Raw genomic sequence first — 20,913 nt, 5'->3', positions numbered from 1 at the left:
AATACTGAATCGTTGCTTTTGTATTTCTGTGGCCACCTCCTGTAACCACCGCGCAAATGCAATGGCCTGGCGAACTTTGCGTTAAAGAATTTTGTTTTATTTCAACAGATTTTAAGATCATGCAGAAAATATACCGGCACTTTTTTTTGATACTGATGTTACTGGGTTCGTTTGTAAGCAGTCATGCGCAGCATATAAAACCCGGCATCTGGCAGGGCGTATTGCAGCGGCCAGACGGACAAAAGATCATTTTTAATTTTGAATCGGCTACGCTGAAGGGAAAGCCAGTGTGGTATGTGATCAATGCAGGAGAGCGGTTACTGGTAGATGATGTAACACAAAAAGGCGATTCCATCTGGATCCAGATGCCGTTTTTTGCTTCGGGTTTTGCATTGAAGATAGAAAAGAACGGCAACCTGAAAGGTCTGTATATAAAAAACTATGGTACGCGTAAGGAGGAGATCCCTTTTTACGCTTTGCACAACGTTTCGGAGCGGTACCCGTTAGAGAGGCCTGCAGCTGTGGATATCAGCGGGCGCTGGGCCGTAGTCTTTAACTCCGTCAACGGAAAAACGCAGCAGGCGATCGGCGAATTTGCACAGGAACCTGGTGGTAGGATCACCGGCACCTTCCTGACGCCTTCGGGTGATTACCGCTACCTGGAGGGATCAGTAAACGGCGATTCGCTGCACCTATCTGGTTTTGATGGTGGTCATGCCTTTGTTTTTACAGCATTGCTGGATGATAAAGACAGCATCGGCCGGGCGGCAGTATATTCTGGGTTAAAAAGTTCACAAAACTGGACGGCCCGGCGGAATGATACGGTGCAGCTCCCGGATGAAAATACGTATACCAAATTAAGGGAAGGGGAAAACCGGCTGAACTTCCGGTTCCGCTCTACCTCCGGTGGATGGGTATCCATTAACGACGCCCGGTATAAAAATAAAGTGGTCATTGTGCAGATCCTGGGTTCCTGGTGTCCCAATTGTATGGATGAAACGGCTTATCTGAGCGATTTTTATACCCGCAATAAAAGCAAGGGCGTAGAGATCATTGGACTGGCCTATGAACGCACGGGCGATTTTGAAGCATCGCGCAAAGCACTGGTACCTTTTCAAAAACGGTACAATGTAAAATATCCCTTCCTGGTTACCGGGGTGGCAGTTTCCGATGAGCAGCGTACGGAAAAAACCCTGCCCCAGCTGGAAAGCATTAAAGCATTTCCGACATCCATTGTAATTGATAAAAAAGGAGTGGTAAGAAAGATCCATTCCGGGTTTAACGGGCCGGGCACCGGTAAACATTACGAGGAATTCAAAAAGGAATTTGAAGCGTTTATTGATGGCCTGCTGAAAGAGCCAGGCCTTTAGAAGCAGTCTGAATCTCTTTCATAAAGACCCGCAGTAACCATTAAGGAATGAGAGGCATTAAGGCATTGGGACCACTTAATGGTTCTTATAAAGAGCGGTATCAATTTTAGTAAAATGGTTGCCCTTAAAAGGTTTGTGGAGACACAAACCTTTTAAGGGCACCGGGCAGTGTCCTCACTGTCCGGCCAGGAGATAAAAATAATTTTGATACCGGTTCATTATTAAAGCTTTAATGGTACAAGAAAATTCAGCTTCTTAAAAATGGACCATCGCCTTGATCACGCCCGTGGCTGGGTTAAGCCAGCTTTCAAATCGCCGGGGTACTTCATCAAAGGCCACCGTATGGGTGATATAGGTTTGAGGCCGGATGCTGCCTTGCTTCATGCTCCGGATCACCAGTTCAAAATCTTCCTTTACAGCGTTGCGGCTGCTCATTAAAGTACTTTCCCGTTTGTGAAATTCGGGGTGGCTGAAGGAAAAAGCTTCTTTCTGTAAACCGATCAACACATAACGGCCGCCGTGGGCCAGGTATTGAATGCCATCGTTGATGGCCCGCAGGTTGCCGGTAGCATCGATAACCACCGTTGGAAAATCGCCATTGGTGATGGCTTTTACCTGTTCCACTGCATCCGGATCGGCACCGTTCACGATGGCATGTACTCCAAGTTTTTCTTTACAAAAGCGCAAGCGATCAGCATTGATATCGAGGGCAATGACATGGGCGCCTGCTATCCGCGCCAGCTCCATAGTGCCCAGTCCAATGGGCCCCGCACCCATCACCAGCACATATTCGCCGGGCTGTACACCGGCTCTTCGTACCCCATGGGCGCCGATGGCCAGCGGTTCTACCAGGGCCAGCTCATCTGCATTCAACCCCTGGCCGTGCAGCAGGCTGCTCGCAGGCACCAGAATCTCTTCCCGCATGCCTCCGTCAATATGCACGCCAAATACGTTTATGTGTACACAGCAATTGGGTTTGCCAGTACGGCAGGCAATGCAGATGCCGCAACTGAAGTAGGGGATGATGGTCACCAGTTCGCCCGGTTCAAAACTTTCGGCTCCACTGGCGTCGATCAGCGCTCCGGAAAGTTCATGGCCCAGTATGCGGGGATAGCTAAAGAAGGGTTGCGTGCCTTCAAAAGCGTGAAGGTCCGTGCCGCAGATGCCTACCCGTTGCAAGCGGACGCGGGCCATGCCGGCACCGGCTTCCGGAGCTGCATCTTCACGAAAGGCAAAATGACCGGGGGCTGTACAAACTAAGCTTTTCATTGTTTAAGATAGTTGTCAAAATAACAATTAATTATTCTAATGGACAATTTAGCTTCGAGCGATCAGTTATCGGCAGAAGTAAACAAGAGGCAGTTGCCGAAATAGACGCTGATTGCTGACCGCTGAAAAAGCTTACAGATACGGATAATCTTCCGCAATCAACCCATCTTCCTTCAGCCGGTTCCAGAAATCAACGGGGATTTCAATATGGCCCATCTCCACATTCTTACGTACGCGGGCGGGATTGCTACTGTTTAAGGCAATACTTTTCACCCCCGGCACGTGCAGCCCGAAATAAATGGCGGCAGCAGCCGGGTCTATTTCAAATTCCCGGCAGATCTCGTAATACCGGTCGCGCCACTGGTAATAGTGGGCATGCTCCGGGTTATTGCGATCCAACAGTATATAGTTAAAGTAGTCACTGCCCATCAGGAAACCGCCATGGAATACGGCGGAATTAATGATGGCGATGCCTTGCTGGTACAGGCTGTCCATAAAGGCGATCAGGTCTTTGGGATGATGGTAAATGGTAAAGCTGTTGGCGATCATCACCCAATCGAGCTTTACATCTTTTGCAATTTTTTCAATGGCTTTCCAGTCCTTGGCCCCAATCCCGATTCCGGCCACTTCTCCTTTCTCCTTTAATTCGGTAAGCGCCTGGTAAGCTCCCAGGATGTCATCATATCGCTTTTGGTAATCGGCTTCATCTGTAGCGGCAGCCAGGTACTCATCCGGGTCGTGAACGGATACCAACTGTGGAATATAACCGCCCAATAATTTATTTCCCTGCCTAAAACATTCTAAAATTCCTTCATAGCTGATCTTTTGCTCGGCATCGTTTTTTAATTCGTGCCAGATGCCTTTTTCAAAAGTAGGCTCGAGGGTGGTCAGTGGTTTTTGAACCCAGGCCAGTTTATTACTGATCAACACCTTGTCTTTGGCAATGCCCAGGTCGCTCAGGCATTTGCCCAGTTCCTCCAGGGCCAGTCCGGCGCCGTATTTTCCCGCTGAGTCAAACAATGGAGTATCTCCTGCCGGGGTGGCAGCAATATATTCTTTTACAATAGCCAGCTTTTCATCATAAGGCAATGCCCGGTACAAATTACCCAGCAGGCTGGTACCGGAACACACTACAGGTAACTTTATTTGCATTCGTCAAAATTATCTGAAATGGCGAATAATCGACATTCAATATTTGCTGATTCCTATATTTTATTAACCGGTTTTAACAGTTTGGAAGGAGAAGTGCCAGCTCTTCTTTATTCTTCATTGTGAAAATACAGCTTATAAAACCGGCCCTTGTCATCCTCTCCATGTTCAATCATGTTCCGGTCACCATGGATATAGATATGAAAATTCTTATCCAGTTTGATCACGCTTTTGTAGGCCCGGTTTTGCCGCTTTACTGCCGCTGGAGAAATGGAAAAATTATCTGCTATTTCAATATCCCGCTCGGCGGAATAGTGTTGCTTATATCGGTCAAAGCTCTCCACATATTCTTTATGGTGCAATACCTCGTTATTAAAGGTTTCCTGGTCAAAATGCTGTTTTTCCTTAAAAAACTGGAGGCTTCGGTTCAGCAGGTCCGCCTGATCGGCCTTGGTAACATTGTATTGTTCCGGTAAATGGTCTACTACATAGGATTTGTACAAAGCCATCGTACTTTCCGTATTAAAATACTGGTCCTGACGCTGCTGGATCCGCAGAAAGCTGTCCGTCCAGTAACGGGCTTCCGGCGATTTATTCTTCGTATCTACAATGGAAATAATATAACCGTTTTCCCTGTCGGTATTAAAGATCATGCAGCCTTTGTCCAGTTTGTTGATATTGATACCCTCCTCGCTTTCCACTTCAAAGGCATCTTCTACCGGGAACACTTTCAAAAAAGGCTCCTTGTTCTCCGATTTGAACAGCCCGATGGCGTCCACTGTTTCGCCATTCAGCAGGCCTTCTTTAAAATAGACCACGTAAAACTCACCCCCTTTAATGCTGGGATGGGTGCCCTGGTTGTACAGGTGCTGGGCCAGGTTTTTGGATTGGGCCAGGGTCTGCTCCGGGTTTTCAAAAATGGCCGAAACATAGTTCCAGGCTTCGTTGGTACTGATATGCCCCTCGGCATAAAACTGGAAATATTCCTCCGATTTAAATGGATTCAGGAAATAGCGGGTCATCAGATCTTTTACCTCCGGGTCTACGGCCAGTTCCTTCTTGGAAAGCGTCAGATACTCATCCTCTAGCTGGTTGCCCACTTTATGCACGGCGATATGGGTAATGGCCGATCCTTCAAAATACTGCATGCTGCTGTTTTTTAAAACGGCTGCAAAGTAACGCAAAACGCGGGAAACCGGCGATTTGCTGTAACTGGTTTATTTGGGACGAACCGGCCCTTAACTTCTTCCAATTGCCGATGCTGGGAAAAACGCTAAATTGCATAGTGATCTTATGAAACCAGTACCGAAACGTACGTGATTGCAATTATTTCATGAAAACACATAACGCTTAATCTATGCAAACAGCATTTATCATTTACCGGGCCCCGGATGGGCAAGCAGCTGTTGATGTACGGCTTGAGAATGAGACCGTTGGTTAAGTCAGGCTCAAATGAGGGAAAAAAAGATGGTAAAAGTGGCGGAGACCCTTAGGAGCCTTAAAAATTAAGTATCGCGGCAGAGCTTCCTGCTGGAAACCAGGTACAAAATGCAACATAAACAACATGCATCGGGTGATGGTTAACTCCTTCATAATTCTGCCCTAAGATTGTCGTATTTACACTATATAAATACAATCTGTATAGACGAGCTTTGTGTTGTAAAACAAGTTTTAAAATTCAAAGATTCAAAAAGGAGGATAACACTATGCGAAACTTAATCGTATCAGAAATGATCACATTGGATGGGGTTATGCAGGGTCCCGGCGGCCCGGAAGAAGACCGGTCCGGCGGTTTTGAATACGGCGGCTGGACAGCAGCCTATGACGACGAGGAGTCCGGCAAGGCCTTTCAAAAACAAATGCAGCCGGCAGACTACCTTTTGGGCAGGAAAACCTTTGAGATTTGGGAAAACTACTGGCCGCAACATGACGACTTTTGGCCGGCTGTCAATGCAGGTACCAAATATGTGCTGTCTGCCACACGGGGCAGTTCGGATTGGAAAAACACTGTTTTTCTCGAAAGCCTGGAGGGCATCAGAGCACTTAAAAATACAAACGGCCCTGATCTCCAGGTTTGGGGCAGTGGCCAGCTTGTTCGGTTGCTGCTACAGCAGGATCTGGTAGATGAGCTTTGGCTCAAAATTTTTCCGGTGACGCTGGGTACGGGAAAAAAGCTGTTTGAAAACGGCCCCATTCCTGCAGCTTTTACATTAACGGAAAGCACGGTTACCCCCGGTGGTGTGATTTTTGTCAATTACAAACGAGCGGGGAAGGTGAAGACCGGTACTGCCGGCGCATAAAAGGAAGATACCTGGTACTGATACAACAACAAAATAGAGTAATATAGTAATAAAATGATAACAGATAACATACGATTGCAGCCGACGGTGATCGCTGACCTTGAACGGTTCTTTACCTTCCAGCTGGACAAAGAGGCGATCCATTTGGCCGCGTTTACACCTAAGGACCCGACAGACAAAACGGCCTACTTAACGAAGTATTCAAAATTGCTGAACGAACCTACGGTACATATGCGCACGATTCTGGTAGACAATGTTATTGCGGGCAGTATTTCAAAATTTGAAATAGAAGGCGAAGCGGAGATTACCTATTGGATCGACCGGAATTTTTGGGGTAAAGGGATTGGCACTACCGCACTGCAACAGTTCCTGACGCTTGAAAGTATGCGGCCCATTTTTGGACGAGTGGCCTTTGATAATTTCGGGTCACAGCGTGTTTTAGAGAAAGGCGGTTTTGTAAGAATTGGCAAGGACAAAGGCTTCGCCAATGCACGGCAGGCAGAAATAGAGGAGTTTATTTATAAGCTGGGCTGAAGACAGGCCGCTTGAAAAAAGCAGGTCGATTGTATTTATACATTATAAAGAAATGCGTGCGCTTTGAACCCGAGCCTGCTTATTGAGGCCGCGAAACCGATGTTTCCATTGCTTGTAACAAAATGACGAAAGCTGAAAGAATGGCGGCCATAGAACAATTAAAATTGACGTTGAACGAACAACACGTTTCAGAAGACGACGATGAATACAAAGTGGAGCCCCAGCCGGGTTTGACCGATCAGCAAATAGACAACCTGGCCCAAAAACTCTTAAAATATGCTGGTGGGTTTGAATTTTACGGGCTTGGGGAAGTAACATTTGACGGCGTTGGACAATCGGGGTTTCAGGAATATTAAGCAGTATCGATTGAAAATGATCCTGTATCTGTCTGACGATAACTAAAGGCCGGTAAACCTCCGGCAGGTTTTTCATCCCTGAAAAACAGCCATTCACCCTCCTTTCTTTTGCCTTCAGCCGTAATGCGCTTGACCCGGGGCAGGGTTTGCTACTATTTTTGTTTCAACAAAGCAATAAAAACGTAAACCGCCGGGTAACGGCATAAAACTAAAAAAAATGAAACTCTTTATTCTTACCGCTGTTCTTTCTCTTGGTTTAAATGCAATGGCTGCTGTGCCCTCGAATCCTACAGTTACAAACCCTACTGTTAATGAAAAAGTCATTAAAACCTTTAACCAGGTGTTTTCCGATGCACGGGACGTGCAATGGGCTACTACTGCCACTTACAGCCAGGCCAGCTTCCGTTCCGGTTCTGTAGCTACCCGTGTGATGATCGACAATAACGGAACGCTTATCCGCACGATCCGTTACTATAAAGCAAATGAACTGCCTTCGCATGTATTGTACCAGATCCGGAAGCAATATGAAGGTAAGGATATTGCTGGGGTTACTGAGGTGAGCAACAGTGAAGGAACCAGCTATCATTTGATCGTAAATGACAGCCGTAACCTGTATAAGGTAACCGTTGATCACAGCGGAACGATTACACAGGAAGCAAAATATAAGAGAGCCGATTACTGATGCAGGCGTTTTTAACCGGATCTTCCGGTTGTATATAAGTAAAGAGCAGAACCGCGGTTCTGCTCTTTTTTATTTGATCACAAAGGGAAGTTTCACCAGTGTTTCGCCCCAGGCAATGATCAGGTTTGCACCCGTATCTGCCTGCTGAAAAACCATGGTAAAGTATTCCACCATGGGATTATTGTCGGTAGAAGGCACTTCTATCCGGAAAAGATCCTGGGTGCTGTCCTGCCGGAGTCCCCAGGTATCCAGATTATTATTCAGTACGATGGTCCAGCTTTTTTCGTGTGGAATACTGTAAAGGGTGTACCGGCCGGGTTCAATTTTTTTGTTACTGAGATAAACGGGCCGGAACACATCCAGTTCAGTAGCTTCATTGGCGCCCATCCGCCAGGGCTGATCATATTTGAGCACCGACCCAAACAGGGAACGCCCCTGGAGATGCGGCCGGCTATAAATAACGCGCATGACCGGCTTTTCCGTGGAGCTGCCGCTCATTTTCTGCAGCGGGTAATGCACCGGATAGTAACTCATATCAAGCGGGGATACGTCTACCGGCTCATAGGGATTGGTAGGATTTACCGCTTGCAGGGACCCTGGCGGGGCCACTTTAGGCGTGGGTTGTGTAATTTTCGTTTCGGGCTTCTGATTACAGGCCACCAGTAATGCGAAGCCGGCAAGCAGGAACCATCTGCCCTTGATACAGTTCATTCGTTATAGTTAAAAATTAATAGGCAGGGACGCTTTCTTTTGATCCCATTCAATGGCCAAGTTAACGGTTGATCCGCTTTTTTCAAAATCAATGGTCAGGAATTCTACCGGATCTTTCAATTCTTCCACAGGTGTCGATACGCGAACTACATCTTTTGTTGCATCGTAATTAAAAGCGCCCCAGGCGTCGGTGTCTTTGTTTACAATAAAGGTCCATTCCTTTTCGGTGGGAATGCAATAAATAGTGTACCGGCCTGCGGGCACTTTTTTTCCACCAATCATTGCCGGAGTAAAAAACTGGATCTCTGTTGCCTCATTAGCCCCCAGGCGCCAAACCTTGCCATAAGGCACAATATCAGAGTTAAAGATCTTGCGGTTGTTTTTAGCCGGCCGGCTATAAATAACCCGCATACGCAACGGTTCACTGGTGCCCCTGATTTTTTTTGAGGGATAATCAACCGGGAAATAAATCTGGTCCATCGGAGATTTATCGACTGGTATCCAGGATTGGCTGTGGGCGGCTATATGAAAAAAAAGGCCCATGGCTACTATTAATACATACTTTGTCATAACAGATCGCATTTTAATTCGTCAACTTTTTAAATTGTTCTTCCGCAAAAGGTTTCAGGTCTGTCCAAAACAGACGGTAGTTTTCCTCCAAACGTTTAATGTTTGCCGCAAATATTTTTTCAGCCGGCTGACTGTCATTCAGGTATTTTGCCCGGCGTACCAACCCGGCAAAACTTTTGTAAATACCCCGGGGCTCGCGGTAGTTCAATAGCCAGTTTTGCTGTTTCATATAATAAAACAATTGACGGAAGCCTTCCGGCAGTTGTTCAAAATAGTGATCCAGCGTATGATAAGTTTCCTGGGTAAAAATCTCAAGCGTTCCCGGGGGGAACTCCAGCGTGTCGTTTGCAAGAAAGTAATCATATGCAACATCCATAAAAGCACCGCTGTATAACCGGTATTCGCTTCTGAAAACCTGTTTGGCGGCAAGGGTAGCGGGGTGAGCGTCGGTAAACGCATCAATCTCACGGTGCAAACGGATCCCGGCCTGAATTCCCTGCGGATAGTCCTGCTGGTGGTTTCCTTTCACAAAGTCGCTGATCATATTGCCTACAAGAACATCCGGATGGCGGAATGAAAGGTATGCATGTGCCAGGAAATTCATGCCGCAAATGTAGGAATAAAGGAAGGATCCGCATGGAGTCCTTTAGTGATGCATCGCCAGTAAGGCACTTACCTCCTGTTGAATCCCCTTGCTTTTATCGTTGTTATAAACCTGCTGAAGGGCCATTTTTGTTTCTTCAAAACCGGCTTTTTTCGCTTTCAAGGCATTATAAACTTCTGTTGCGGCGGCCGGCCTGGGACCCCAGTGAAAGAGGTCGTTTCCGTTTTCATCACGTACGATTAAAATGGGAATGGACCGTGTGCCATTGGTAAGATAGTTTTCGATCTCAGAGCCGGAATCCCTTAACTGTAACTTAAAATCAATGTGATCATTCAGCTGGCTCATAAGATAGAGGATGGGCACAATATGCGCGGCATCTCCGCACCAGGGTTCGGTGATTACAACCCATTGCTGCTTCCGGCTGATGGAAGACAAAACGGCCCTGGTTGCTTCGGTAACCGGATTCTGTTTGAGCCAGCGGTTCATGCGCGAGGCGTTCATTTTTGTATATTGAAAATAGTCGGCGTTATCATAAGGAGGGGCCGGCTTGTCCGCAGCCAGGATGGTATGCATTACCTCCAAGTATTCCTGAAAATTCATCATCGGTAAAATTTGGATTTTTTCCGGGCCGGGGCCCGACATGTATTAAAACAGGTAACTTTGAAAAAAGTTCCGCATTTTTTAACAGCAATTTGCCGGTGACGGTATCCTGTTCCGGAACTGTGGCATAGTTTTTTGAGGGGTATAGGTATTCATTAACTGTATAAACATATTCGAAAATGAACAGGAATACAAGAAACGGGCTTCTGGCCCTGGGACTGGCAGCTGTTGCCGCCTGGTATAAAATGACGCCGGAGCAAAAGGCAAATGTAAAAAGCAAGGTATCCGATCTTGGAAACAAAGTTAAGGATGGCCTGGCCAACCTTAAAAAGCAGTCTACCCCCAACAATCTGCAGTCCGCGTCTTAAGCTCCGTTAAAACAAACCGTCCTTTAATACTTTTGAAGGCTCCGGGAGGAGCCTTTTTATATTATGCCGGGGCATTTAGTAGCAGGTGCTGACTCGCCGTAAAAATATCCCGGAATACCTGGTTGAGCTCCGTACCATTTTGCGTAGCATTCACTCCGCAGTAAGGATACAGGTCGGCAACCATTTTCCTTGAAAATCGGGCCAGCAACCGGCTTTGCCTCGAAACCCGCACCAACAGTGCTTCCGGAACTGATCCCTGTTTTGACAACAGTTCCCAGGAGTCGTCCACGGCGGCATAAAACTGTCCGCGTAATTTTTGCAGGAAACCATCCGCCAGCTGCCATTTTTGCCAGGCCTGGTTCACAGAACTGGCGTGCAGGATTTCTTTCCGGAGTTTTGGCTGGATCCATTTTTGTACCGCTTCCAGGAAATGCCGGGCCATTCCAAGACTGTTAACGGCAAGGGTAGCTTCGGCAAATTGCGGGAAGGGATACTGGTAAATAATTCCCGCCAGGGTGGCGGCTTCCGGTTGGATGCGAAAGCTGCGTTCCCAGGGAACCCATAAGTCCGTTACACTAAAACGCTCACTGGCGGTTGCTCTCAGCCCCATGGTATCCCAGTCTTTTTGAATGGCAACCTCCTCCCGGGTAAATAAAAAGGACCTGTAAACCGGGGTACCTACCTCATCGGTAAGGAGTTGCCCGTCTTTTTCAATCGTACAGTTTGCGGTAAAATGGGTACAATACGGGGCGCCGGTAGCATATTTCCACGAACCTGTTACTATATAACCGTCAGAAGTTTCCTTTGCAATACCCGTCAGGGCCCCGCTGCCTCCAAAGCAAGCCGCCGGATCTTTGAAAATGACATCGGTAAGAGATGGCGGCAGGTAACCGGTAAACTGTGTGGCGCCACTGCAAAGTGTAACCGTCCAGCCCAGGCTTCCATCGATTTTTGCCAGGGCTTCTTCAATTCTTAGTCCTTCCGGCAGACTGAGTTCCAGTCCGTTTTGCGACCTGGGAACAAAAAGCCGGAACCATTTCTCACGATAAATAATCTCCAGTTGTTCCGGCGTAAGACAGGCCTGCCGGTCGGCCTCTTTTATAAAATGCGCCAATTGCATGGCTGTTTTCTGATCCATCATTGTTCAGTTTTTTCAAGCCCGCGTTTCCACTCCAGAAAGCCGAAGATCGCCACGATAAATAAGAAAAGGGTTAACAGGGCATACAGTGGAAGCTGTTTATAAAACAAAAGCGGAATTGCCACCGCATTGCTGATATTGAGCAGGATCCAGTTTTCCAGTTTTCGTTTTGCCAGCAGCCACATCCCTGCCCAGGCCGTAGCGCTTACAAATGCGTCCATTACCGGCACCGTGGAATCTGTAAGATACCGGAGTACGAAATACAGCACCAGGAATCCGCCCAATGCAATCCACAGGGTCGTATACCATTCTTGTTTTGTGGCCCGGGTAACAGGCAACGGTTTCACAGACCGTTTAAATACCCAAAACCACCATCCGTAAATACTCATTACCAGGTAGTACAGGTTCAGAGCGCTTTCGGCATACAGTCCTTCCGTAAGAAAGATATAAATGCTGATAAGTACAGAAAGAATACCCGCCGGGTACAGCCAAACTTTGTTGGCTTTTGCCAGCAGCACTTCTGCAGCGCCCAGGCCAGCGCCCAGCCACTCCAAGAGACTGGTACCCCTGATCTGTTCAATAAAAACACTGATCCAGTTTGCCATAGCTTTAAAACATAACATACAGGGGCAGGGCTGAAAAGCTGCTCTTTCCTACGCCGGCATTACCCGGATCAGGTTCCTGGATCGCATCGTTTAAACGGATCCAATGGGTATATTCTCAGCCTTGATTTCATCCCGCTACCTGCGGGAAAGGCACCCCGTATGGCGTGAAGGTAAGCAAAAAGCCGGAAGTAGCGGGATGTTTAACAGATCGTCGATACCGGCCGGTTGCTACCAGGTATTGCTATATCCCCAGCCGCCGCCGCAAGTTGGCGGAAAGCCGGTGCTGTGCTGCACACCGGGATGTTGCATCCGGAGGCAGGCCGCACTGAAAATAATTTTCCCCTTGTTTTAAACTTTCGCAATGATTTGTGATATATTCGCTCCGCTTAATTTTTTTACATGCCATCGTCGAAGCGTTTATTTGTGAAAACTTCTACCCTTCCTAATGCCGGTAAGGGTCTGTTTACAAAAGTTGCCATAGCCAAAAAAGAAATTGTTACCGAATATACCGGTGACCTGCTGACCTGGAAGGAGGTTGCGGATGATGCTGATAACGGGTATATATTTCATATCAATGATGATGCTGTGATTGATGCCAGTAAGCACCCAAAATCTTTTGGACGTTATGCCAACGATGCCGCGGGATTGCAACGCGTAAAAGGAATCCGGAACAACGCCGAGTACGTAGAAGAAGGCACCCGGGTGTTCCTGGTAGCGAAAACTGATATTCCGGCGGGCAGCGAAATTTTTGTGTCCTACGGACCACAATACTGGAAACAGGTAAGGGAGAATATCCGGTTTGACCGCCAGGCTGAAAAGGAAAAATCCAAACGGTAAGATCAGCCTCCTAAAAGACACGTCGATACCAATCTGTCCTGTGTTGATTACAGCGCTTGTTTTTTCATTCCTGACTTCTAAGGGAATGCTGTTATCTTTGTTTGCAGAACAATGGAAAAAAGCAATTTTGTAGACCAGATACGGATATTTTGCCGCAGCGGACATGGAGGTGCGGGCATCAAGCATTTTTTGCGCGACAAATTTACTTCTAAGGGCGGCCCCGACGGGGGCGACGGTGGGAGAGGTGCCCATATTATTTTAAAGGGAAACCGGAACCTGTGGACCCTGCTGCATTTGCGCTATTATAAAAATATTCTGGCAGAGAATGGAGAAAACGGAGGACATAACAATTGCACCGGCCGCAGCGGAAAAGATGTAGTGATTGAAGTGCCGCTGGGTACCATTGCTATGGATGAAGAAACCGGTGAAAAAGAGGCCGAGATCCTGGAGGATGGCCAGGAGATCATTTGGATGCCCGGCGGGAAAGGTGGATTAGGGAATGCCAATTTTGCCACACCCACCAACCAGGCGCCGGACTATGCACAGCCTGGTTTACCGGGACTGGAAGGCTGGAAGATACTGGAGCTTAAAGTGCTGGCAGACGTAGGGTTGGTAGGCTTTCCTAATGCGGGAAAATCGACCCTGCTTTCCGTGATCACCGCCGCAAAGCCCAAGATTGGAAACTATGCTTTTACTACGCTTACACCCAACCTGGGCATTGTGGAATACCGCGATGGGCGTAGCTTTTGTATGGCCGATATGCCCGGGATCATTGAAGGAGCTGCAGAAGGCCGTGGACTGGGACACCGTTTCCTGCGTCATATTGAGCGTAATCCAGTATTGCTGTTTTTAATTCCTGCCGACAGCGCCGATCATCGGAAAGAATTTGATATACTGATGCATGAGCTGGAGCGGTACAATCCCGAGCTGCTGCATAAACAATTTTTAATCGCTATCTCGAAAAGCGATATGCTGGATGATGAGCTCAAGGCAGCCATCAGTGCCGAAATGCCGGAGCATATTCCGCACCTGTTTATTTCTTCGGTAGCTCAACAGGGGCTGACGCAGTTAAAAGACAAGCTCTGGGAAATCTTAAACACCACGTCCGAACCGCAGCAATAACTGCCAGTTCAGGATTGTACAGGACGGTTCACCAGTCATTTCATTGTACTTTCGGAGCAACGATGTGTTGATAACATTTACAAAGCTTGCTCATGAACAAGAAATTATTGGTGCTTGCCCTTTGCGCCTGTGCGCTTACCGCAACGGCACAATCTGAAGTAAAAAACCTACGTACCGAAAACAGGGTCGATCCCCTTGGACTGGATGTACTGCAGCCCCGGTTTAGCTGGCAGCTGGAAAGCGGTAAGCGTAATGTAATGCAAACCGCTTACGAAATCCGTGTGGTAACTAATAAAAGCAATGTATGGAGTAGCGGTAAAGTGCTTTCTGACTCCTCCGTACATGTAACATATAAAGGTGCAGCCTTAAAGAGCGGTGAAAAATACCAATGGCAGGTAAGGGTTTGGGACAATAGCGGGAAAGCCTCAGCATGGAGCCGTACGGCGGGCTTTCAAATGGCCCTGTTGCAGCCATCCGACTGGCAGGCCAGCTGGATTACGCCGGGTTATGAGGAAGATGCCACCATGCGGCCCAGTCCCCTCATGCGCAAAGAATTCAACATTGCAAAAAAAATTGCCCGTGCTACGGCCTATATTACAGCCCACGGCATGTATGAAGCAGCCGTTAATGGAAACCGCGTAGGCGATGCCCATTTTACCCCCGGCTGGACCTCCTATAAAAAAAGACTGCAATACCAAACCTATGATGTTACCCGCCTGTTGCAGCAAGGCCACAACGCATTAGCGGTTACCCTTGGAAGCGGCTGGTACCGTGGTACCATCGGCTATACCAACCATAACAATTTTTATGGTAAAGACATCGCGTTATTGCTGCAACTTCAGATCGACTACACGGACGGAACAAAAGAAGTAGTGGTTTCTGACGGCTCCTGGAAATCTTCGACCGGAGCCATTACCTATTCGGAAATCTATAACGGAGAAACCATTGATGCCCGTAAGGATAAAACCGGATGGATGCGGGCGGGGTACAACGATGCCAGCTGGAGCGCAGTAAAAACAGCTTCCTTTGATAAAGCAAACCTGCTGGCTACCTATAATGAAATGATCTCCGCGCAGGAAGTATTCAAACCCGTAAAAGTATTCAAAACGCCTGCTGGTGAAACCGTGCTGGATTTTGGGCAAAACCTGGTTGGCTGGGTGCGTGTAAAGGCAAGGGGAAATGCCGGAGATTCCATAAAGCTGCAGCATGCAGAAGTACTGACCAAGGCCGGTGATTTTTATACAGAAAACCTGAGAGCGGCAAAAGCACAGAATATTTACGTGCTGAAAGGCGGAGAAACAGAAACCTTTCATCCGCATTTTACCTGGCAGGGATTCCGGTATGTTAAAGTAGAAGGGTATCCTGGCACGGTGATTCCCGAAAACTTTGAGGCCATTGCATTTTATTCGGATATGGAGCCGACCGGAACTTTTACCACATCTAATCCGCTGATCAACCAGCTGCAGCACAATATCCAGTGGGGACAAAAGGGGAACTTTTTAGATGTGCCAACTGATTGCCCACAACGCGACGAACGGCTGGGCTGGACGGGCGACGCGCAGGCCTTCTTCCGTACAGCGTCCTTTAATATGGGTGTAAATAATTTCTTTACAAAATGGTTAAAAGACCTGGAGGCAGACCAGATCGATGGCCGGGTGCCGCACGTAATACCCAATGTGCTGGGCAATAACGCCAATAGTGCCGGCTGGGCCGATGTAGCTACCATTGTTCCCTGGCAGCTGTACCTGGCTTATGGCGACAAGCGTACCCTGGCGGCACAGTACAATAGTATGAAAAACTATGTGGAAAGCGTTCGTAAAACCACCAGGAATGATCTCTGGAACACGGGTTTTCACTTTGGGGACTGGCTGTTCTACCGTCCCGGTGATGATAACGATGGCCGGTCTGCAGTAACCGATAAATACCTGATTGCACAGTGTTTTTATGCGCATTCGGTGCAGTTGCTGATCAATGCAGCTACTGTACTGGGCTACACTTCTGATGCTGCTGCTTATACGCAATTATTACAGAACGTAAAAGCGGCCTTTGTAAAGGAATACCTGACACCTTCCGGCAGGCTGGTATCCAGCACGCAAACCGCATATGTGCTGGCACTGCATTTTGATATGTTGCCCGAAGCATTGCGGAAACAGGCGGCAGAACGATTGGTTGAAAATATCAAAAGCTATAACAATCATCTTACAACCGGGTTTCTGGGAACTCCCTATCTCTGTCATGTACTCACCCGTTTTGGTTATACGGATATGGCGTATACCCTGTTGTTACAGGAGAGCTATCCTTCCTGGTTGTACCCTGTAAAAATGGGAGCCACTACCATCTGGGAGCGCTGGGATGGCATCAAGCCGGATGGCAGTTTTCAAACGCCCTCTATGAACTCTTATAATCATTATGCATACGGGGCTATCGGCGACTGGATGTACCGGAAAATGGTGGGGCTGGATACCGAAGAGGACGGTGTTGGCTACAAGCATATAAAAGTAAAACCGCATATCGGGGGTAATTTTAAGCAGGCTGCCGCATCTTTAAAAACCTACTATGGCCTTACAAAAGCTGGTTGGGAAGTAACGGATGGCAATATTGTGATGGATGTAGAAGTGCCCGCCAATACCCGCGCAACGGTATATCTTCCGGTTAAGGATGCCGGTGGTGTTACAGAATCCGGTAAGCCGCTGTCTTCAGTAAAGGAGATCAAAGAACTTGGATCAGAAGACGGATACCTGAAAATTGAAACCGGATCGGGTAAATACCGGTTTACTCTACCAGGTAAATAATCCGCGTAGTAGAGTCCCTTCCATTGTATTGCTCAATAACCGGCGTTTTCACTTTGAGCTGTTTGGCGGCTACATAATTGTCAAGGGTTTTATAAGCCAGGTCTTTTATGGCCTGATCGCCTTTAAAAGTTGCTTCGATGGTTTTGGATGCAGGCAGGCTGATCCGTTCTTCGGGCGTTTGCAGCTGGGGATGAAATCCGGCGGGGATCTCCACTGCGGCTGCCACATCGCTTTGCAACTCCTTTTGATCCGTTTTATAGAAAAGACCCACGCGCAGAGGGGACGTAACGCTGTCTTTGAGCGTATAATGTTCCAGATGGTGAAAATGCGTGGTAAAAAAGCTGGGCAGGTCGGCCCAAAGCACCCGCTGTTTAATGGCCACGTAATTGGTAAGCTGAAAATAACCCGTGGTAACCTGGGGTGTATTCCGGTCTTTGACCGGCGATTTTTCAATGATCAGCTTCAGCGCCTGTAATCCCCTGTCAAACTCAGCGCCTTTTTCCTTTTCCAGACTGTAAAAGATATTGAACACATTCCAGGGCTTTTTTGAAGGAAGCGTAAAGGTCCAGGTAACAACCGTTGTTTGGTCATCCTGCTGCTTTAGATCGAAGCGGGAATCGGCTTCAAATTTTTGAGGTTCCTGTAAACTGATGTGATGCGTGATCTGTTTTTCGGGCAGGAGACCGGTTAAAGCAATTTTTCCTTTTCCGGACAGCAGTGCGTTTCCTTCCCACATAACCGTGGTACCCACCTGCCCATCCGGCAGTTGATTTGTAGTATAACGGATGGTGGAATCGGACTGGCCCCAAACCGACCAGTTATTGAAGTTTTGCAGGAGGACCATCTGATCATATACTTTTTTTACCGGGGCATGGATGACAATTGATTTGGTAACCGTTTGTTGATCCGGGGCAAAAAAAGAAAGGGTGAATAATGAAATCACCACAAAGATCAGGAACAGGAGAATACCTCTGACAAATTTCATGCGTATACTTTTGCGCACAAAAATAGCTACTAACCTGTTGTGGTGGTTCTTTGGAGGACGTAAACTTTATACAGGAACAGGTACAGGGATACTATTGCTTTTTATACCCTTCCTCTGCTTTTTTCGCTTTTTCAAAATCCAGGATAACGCCGTTGATGCAATAACGCAGGCCTGTAGGGGGCGGGCCATCTTCGAATACATGGCCCAGATGTGCTTTACAGCGCCCGCATTCTACCTCAGTGCGAACCATGCCATGAGAGCGGTCTTCCAGGTAAATAACACTGGTTTTACTGATGGGTTCGTAAAAACTGGGCCAGCCGCACCCGCTTTCAAACTTGGTATCGCTCTTAAATAAAGGATTGCCGCAGGCAGCACAATAATAAGTACCAATTTCTTTCGATGTCTCATATTTGCTGGTCCAGGGACGCTCCGTTCCCTTTTGCCGGGCGATATAATATACTTCTGCGGGCAGTATTTTTTTCCATTCGTCTTCAGTCAGGTTGACTTTTGTACTATCGGAGCGGGAGTATACGGGGTTGTTTTCTTTTTTCATATTGATTGAATCCGGTTTGGAGCCGGGCCTGGATTGAGAATAGCCGCAATGCTGAAATAACACGCTGATGGTAATCAATAATACCGGTACATATTTCATGGCGACATTTATTACAAAACAAAGATACAATGCAAAAGGTTTCCGGCGGAGCAGCGGATTTACGCATGGCAATCTGGCCAGTGGTTCTGAAAAAGAGGCAGGGAAGGTCCCGGATGATCGGCTGATTGTCAATAAAAGAGACCGGATTTTATAAAAAAGGGCTATCTTAACCTTTTAAAAAATAGCAAAAAACTGATCAGTATTTTTTTTGTGGATATGCAATATGCAAAATCCCGCTTAAAATAATGAGAACCAAAGCATCATACTTTGTCATAAAATTTAGGACGTGAATACGGCTTCCATGCAAGAATGGCTTCAGTTAATTGCAGAAGGCAATGAAGGTGCTTTCCGGCAACTGTTTGATGCGTACAGGCCCCGTATGTATACCTACCTGCTCCGGATTACCGGCTCGGAAGATGTTGCAGAAGATTCCGTGCAGGACATTTTTTTAAAACTCTGGAAAGACCGTGCAAGGCTTGCTCATATCGAAAATTTTAATGCTTATCTGCATCGAATGGCCCAAAACCAGGCCTACAGCCGTTTTCGAAGCCTGGCAAAAGAGGCGCTGATCCTTGCAGAGTTAAAAGATAACACGTTCAGTCCCCGGCATCCGGAGCACGAGCTGGTTTTTAAAGAAGTGCGGGAGCAGATCATCGACCTGATAAGTCAGTTAAGTCCTCAACAGCGTTCTGTTTTTTTGCTCAGTCGCGAAGCTGGGCTGAAACATGAAGAAATCGCCCGGAAAATGGGCATTACCGTACTTACGGTTAAGAAACATATGTCGGTAGCACTGCGCACATTACGTAAAGAAATTGCAAACGGTTACAGCCTCCTCATCCTGTTTTTAATAAAGTATTAAAAAAAAGTTAAGAAATCACTACTCCCTTCTTCCCGTTCCGGCGTCATAGTATTGATAAACCACTTTAAAATGACATCTGCAGCGGGAAGATTGACCGAGCTATTTAACAAGCAGCTTGAGCATGACTTATCGGAAGCCGAACGGCAGGAACTTTTTTCGTATGCCATGCGGGAGGAGCTGCAGCCGGTTTTACGCAAATTGGTACATGCGGCCTGGCATAAAACCAACGACGCTACAGACCTGCCTCCAGAAAAGGCAGCAAAAATGCTGGAACGTATCCTGGCTGGTTCAAAACAACCGGCGCGCGCACGGCGTAACAGGGTAATCTGGGCGAAATGGACGGCGGTTGCAGCTGCTTCTGTCCTTATTATTTTTGGTGCGGTCTTTTGGTATACCCGTAGTCAGAAAGGATCGCTCCCTCCTGTTGACAAGGTTGTATTCCAGGATGTAAAACCGGGAACTACAGGCGCACTGCTCACATTGTCGGACGGTCGCCAGGTAGCGTTGGACAGCCTGGGAAATCATGTGATTGCTGATGAAAGCGGTGCTGAAGCCGTACTGAAAAACGGCAGACTCCAGTATAATGCTCAAACGGATGGCCGGCCGGTACAGCATACCGTGTCTACTCCCCGCGGAAGGCAATTTGAGCTGGTGTTGCCGGATGGATCGAAAGCCTGGCTCAACAGCGCCTCTTCCATTTCATTTCCTACCGCTTTTGCCGGTCCATTACGGGAAGTAAGCATTAGCGGCGAGGTTTATTTTGAGGTAACCAAACAACCGTCGGCCGTGCCGTTCATCGTTTCCTGTAACCACCAAAAAATAACGGTGCTCGGTACCCGTTTCAATGTAAACAGCTATCCCGAAAACGCAGATGTAAAAACCACACTGCTTGAAGGAAAAGTAAGGGTGCAATCGGATCAGTACCCGGCCGAAAGGGTATTGGCTCCGGGTCAGCAATCCGTTGTGGCCGCAAACGTTCCCATAAAAGTTCAGGATGTTGATATCGACCAGGTAATGGCCTGGAAACGGGGCTATTTCAATTTCTCCAATATTTCGTTTGCAGAAATCATGCAACAGCTGTCGCGCTGGTATGATATCGACGTAACGTATGAAGGTAAGATTCCACAGGTAGAGTTTGAAGGCAAGCTGAACCGTGGGGTAAATTTATCGCGCGTGCTTGAATTTTTTAAAGACTCCGGAATCCGGTTTCGGATGGAAAATAAAACCCTTGTTATCTATTAACCAAAACATAAAACAAACATGACATAGACCCGCCTTTAAAAGCGCTGTAAAATAAAATGCTGTCCCCGCACCACCAGGGACAGCCAGCGATGATTATCAACAGAAAAGATAAGCATATCCAGTTTCTTATTGTATAACCATAACGATACAAATGTATGAGTTTTAATT

Annotated in this window: 22 protein-coding genes; 11 read left to right on the top strand and 11 right to left on the bottom strand. The window is 47.3% G+C overall.

The genetic code is table 11. The features are described 5' to 3' along the window. The first annotated feature begins 119 nt into the window (after positions 1-119). Positions 120-1,370 carry a peroxiredoxin family protein gene (locus LL912_RS16860; protein WP_235554752.1) on the top strand — a complete coding sequence of 417 codons (1,251 nt, stop codon included), beginning with the start codon at positions 120-122 and terminating at the stop codon, positions 1,368-1,370. Between the two features lie 255 nt (positions 1,371-1,625). Here the strand turns inward: LL912_RS16860 and LL912_RS16855 are convergent, their stop codons facing one another. The 3 genes from LL912_RS16855 to LL912_RS16845 form a co-directional block, all read right to left on the bottom strand. Then, on the bottom strand, positions 1,626-2,639 hold the full coding sequence (locus LL912_RS16855) for a zinc-binding alcohol dehydrogenase family protein (protein WP_235554751.1): 1,014 nt from the start codon (positions 2,637-2,639) through the stop codon (positions 1,626-1,628). Between the two features lie 132 nt (positions 2,640-2,771). Then, positions 2,772-3,791, bottom strand: coding sequence for an aldo/keto reductase (locus tag LL912_RS16850; RefSeq protein WP_235554750.1), 1,020 nt, complete (start codon positions 3,789-3,791; stop codon positions 2,772-2,774). A 107-nt stretch (positions 3,792-3,898) separates the two neighbouring features. Further along, positions 3,899-4,936 carry a nucleoid-associated protein gene (locus LL912_RS16845; RefSeq protein ID WP_235554749.1) on the bottom strand — a complete coding sequence of 346 codons (1,038 nt, stop codon included), beginning with the start codon at positions 4,934-4,936 and terminating at the stop codon, positions 3,899-3,901. Positions 4,937-5,494: 558 nt separating this feature from the next. Here LL912_RS16845 and LL912_RS16840 point away from each other — a divergent pair. The 4 genes from LL912_RS16840 (at position 5,495) to LL912_RS16825 (ending at position 7,660) form a co-directional block, all read left to right on the top strand. After that, positions 5,495-6,088: a dihydrofolate reductase family protein gene (locus LL912_RS16840; RefSeq protein WP_235554748.1), complete on the top strand. Its 594-nt coding sequence runs from the start codon at positions 5,495-5,497 to the stop codon at positions 6,086-6,088. Positions 6,089-6,142: 54 nt separating this feature from the next. Continuing rightward, positions 6,143-6,622, top strand: coding sequence for a GNAT family N-acetyltransferase (locus tag LL912_RS16835; RefSeq protein ID WP_235554747.1), 480 nt, complete (start codon positions 6,143-6,145; stop codon positions 6,620-6,622). A gap of 122 nt (positions 6,623-6,744) precedes the next feature. Further along, entirely contained in the window at positions 6,745-6,978 is a 234-nt protein-coding gene (locus LL912_RS16830; protein WP_235554746.1) for a hypothetical protein, read from the top strand. Between the two features lie 217 nt (positions 6,979-7,195). After that, complete coding sequence (locus tag LL912_RS16825; protein ID WP_235554745.1) at positions 7,196-7,660, top strand: hypothetical protein; 465 nt, start codon at positions 7,196-7,198, stop codon at positions 7,658-7,660. 69 nt (positions 7,661-7,729) lie between these two features. Here LL912_RS16825 and LL912_RS16820 read toward each other — a convergent pair whose 3' ends face one another. From LL912_RS16820 to LL912_RS16805, 4 genes are read right to left on the bottom strand one after another with little or no spacing between them, the layout of a single operon-like run. After that, positions 7,730-8,371, bottom strand: a complete 642-nt coding sequence (locus tag LL912_RS16820; RefSeq protein ID WP_235554744.1) for a DUF2911 domain-containing protein — start codon at positions 8,369-8,371, stop codon at positions 7,730-7,732. 9 nt (positions 8,372-8,380) lie between these two features. Continuing rightward, positions 8,381-8,941: a DUF2911 domain-containing protein gene (locus tag LL912_RS16815; protein WP_235554743.1), complete on the bottom strand. Its 561-nt coding sequence runs from the start codon at positions 8,939-8,941 to the stop codon at positions 8,381-8,383. A 13-nt stretch (positions 8,942-8,954) separates the two neighbouring features. Then, complete coding sequence (locus LL912_RS16810) at positions 8,955-9,545, bottom strand: acyl carrier protein phosphodiesterase (protein ID WP_235554742.1); 591 nt, start codon at positions 9,543-9,545, stop codon at positions 8,955-8,957. 42 nt (positions 9,546-9,587) lie between these two features. After that, on the bottom strand, positions 9,588-10,148 hold the full coding sequence (locus tag LL912_RS16805) for a thioredoxin family protein (protein ID WP_235554741.1): 561 nt from the start codon (positions 10,146-10,148) through the stop codon (positions 9,588-9,590). Between the two features lie 176 nt (positions 10,149-10,324). Between LL912_RS16805 and LL912_RS16800 the strand changes: the two genes are divergently transcribed. Continuing rightward, positions 10,325-10,513, top strand: a complete 189-nt coding sequence (locus tag LL912_RS16800; RefSeq protein ID WP_235554740.1) for a hypothetical protein — start codon at positions 10,325-10,327, stop codon at positions 10,511-10,513. A 61-nt stretch (positions 10,514-10,574) separates the two neighbouring features. On the opposite strand, the gene LL912_RS16795 is transcribed toward LL912_RS16800, so the two are convergent. Then, the gene (locus LL912_RS16795; RefSeq protein WP_235554739.1) at positions 10,575-11,654 is read right to left on the bottom strand and encodes an acyl-CoA dehydrogenase family protein; all 1,080 of its coding nucleotides are present in this window, start codon (positions 11,652-11,654) and stop codon (positions 10,575-10,577) included. Further along, a complete protein-coding gene (pnuC, locus tag LL912_RS16790) occupies positions 11,651-12,256 on the bottom strand; it encodes a nicotinamide riboside transporter PnuC (RefSeq protein ID WP_235554738.1) in 606 nt (201 codons plus the stop codon). Before pnuC ends, LL912_RS16795 begins: the two co-directional genes overlap by 4 nt. Before the next feature lie 399 nt (positions 12,257-12,655). Between pnuC and LL912_RS16785 the strand changes: the two genes are divergently transcribed. The 3 genes from LL912_RS16785 to LL912_RS16775 all read left to right on the top strand — a co-directional run bounded on the left by LL912_RS16785 (position 12,656) and on the right by LL912_RS16775 (position 17,007). After that, the gene (locus LL912_RS16785) at positions 12,656-13,093 is read left to right on the top strand and encodes an SET domain-containing protein-lysine N-methyltransferase (protein ID WP_235554737.1); all 438 of its coding nucleotides are present in this window, start codon (positions 12,656-12,658) and stop codon (positions 13,091-13,093) included. Positions 13,094-13,204: 111 nt separating this feature from the next. Continuing rightward, entirely contained in the window at positions 13,205-14,215 is a 1,011-nt protein-coding gene (gene obgE, locus LL912_RS16780) for a GTPase ObgE (protein WP_235554736.1), read from the top strand. A gap of 92 nt (positions 14,216-14,307) precedes the next feature. Then, positions 14,308-17,007, top strand: a complete 2,700-nt coding sequence (locus LL912_RS16775; RefSeq protein ID WP_235554735.1) for an alpha-L-rhamnosidase — start codon at positions 14,308-14,310, stop codon at positions 17,005-17,007. Here LL912_RS16775 and LL912_RS16770 read toward each other — a convergent pair. Both LL912_RS16770 and msrB read right to left on the bottom strand, forming a co-directional pair. After that, positions 16,988-17,992: an SRPBCC family protein gene (locus tag LL912_RS16770; protein ID WP_235554734.1), complete on the bottom strand. Its 1,005-nt coding sequence runs from the start codon at positions 17,990-17,992 to the stop codon at positions 16,988-16,990. The genes LL912_RS16775 and LL912_RS16770 overlap by 20 nt on opposite strands. 91 nt (positions 17,993-18,083) lie before the next feature. Continuing rightward, positions 18,084-18,644: a peptide-methionine (R)-S-oxide reductase MsrB gene (msrB, locus tag LL912_RS16765; RefSeq protein WP_235554733.1), complete on the bottom strand. Its 561-nt coding sequence runs from the start codon at positions 18,642-18,644 to the stop codon at positions 18,084-18,086. A gap of 301 nt (positions 18,645-18,945) precedes the next feature. On the opposite strand from msrB, the gene LL912_RS16760 reads away from it, so the two are divergent. Together LL912_RS16760 and LL912_RS16755 are read left to right on the top strand one after the other, a co-directional pair. Further along, positions 18,946-19,503 (top strand): RNA polymerase sigma factor, encoded by a 558-nt coding sequence (locus LL912_RS16760; protein ID WP_235554732.1) that lies wholly within the window; start codon positions 18,946-18,948, stop codon positions 19,501-19,503. Between the two features lie 69 nt (positions 19,504-19,572). After that, a complete protein-coding gene (locus LL912_RS16755; protein ID WP_235554731.1) occupies positions 19,573-20,745 on the top strand; it encodes a FecR family protein in 1,173 nt (390 codons plus the stop codon). The last annotated feature ends 168 nt before the right edge of the window (positions 20,746-20,913 follow it).

The organism is Niabella agricola (assembly GCF_021538615.1).
Lineage (GTDB): Bacteria > Bacteroidota > Bacteroidia > Chitinophagales > Chitinophagaceae > Niabella > Niabella agricola.
This window is presented reverse-complemented; position numbering and strand designations above follow the sequence as displayed.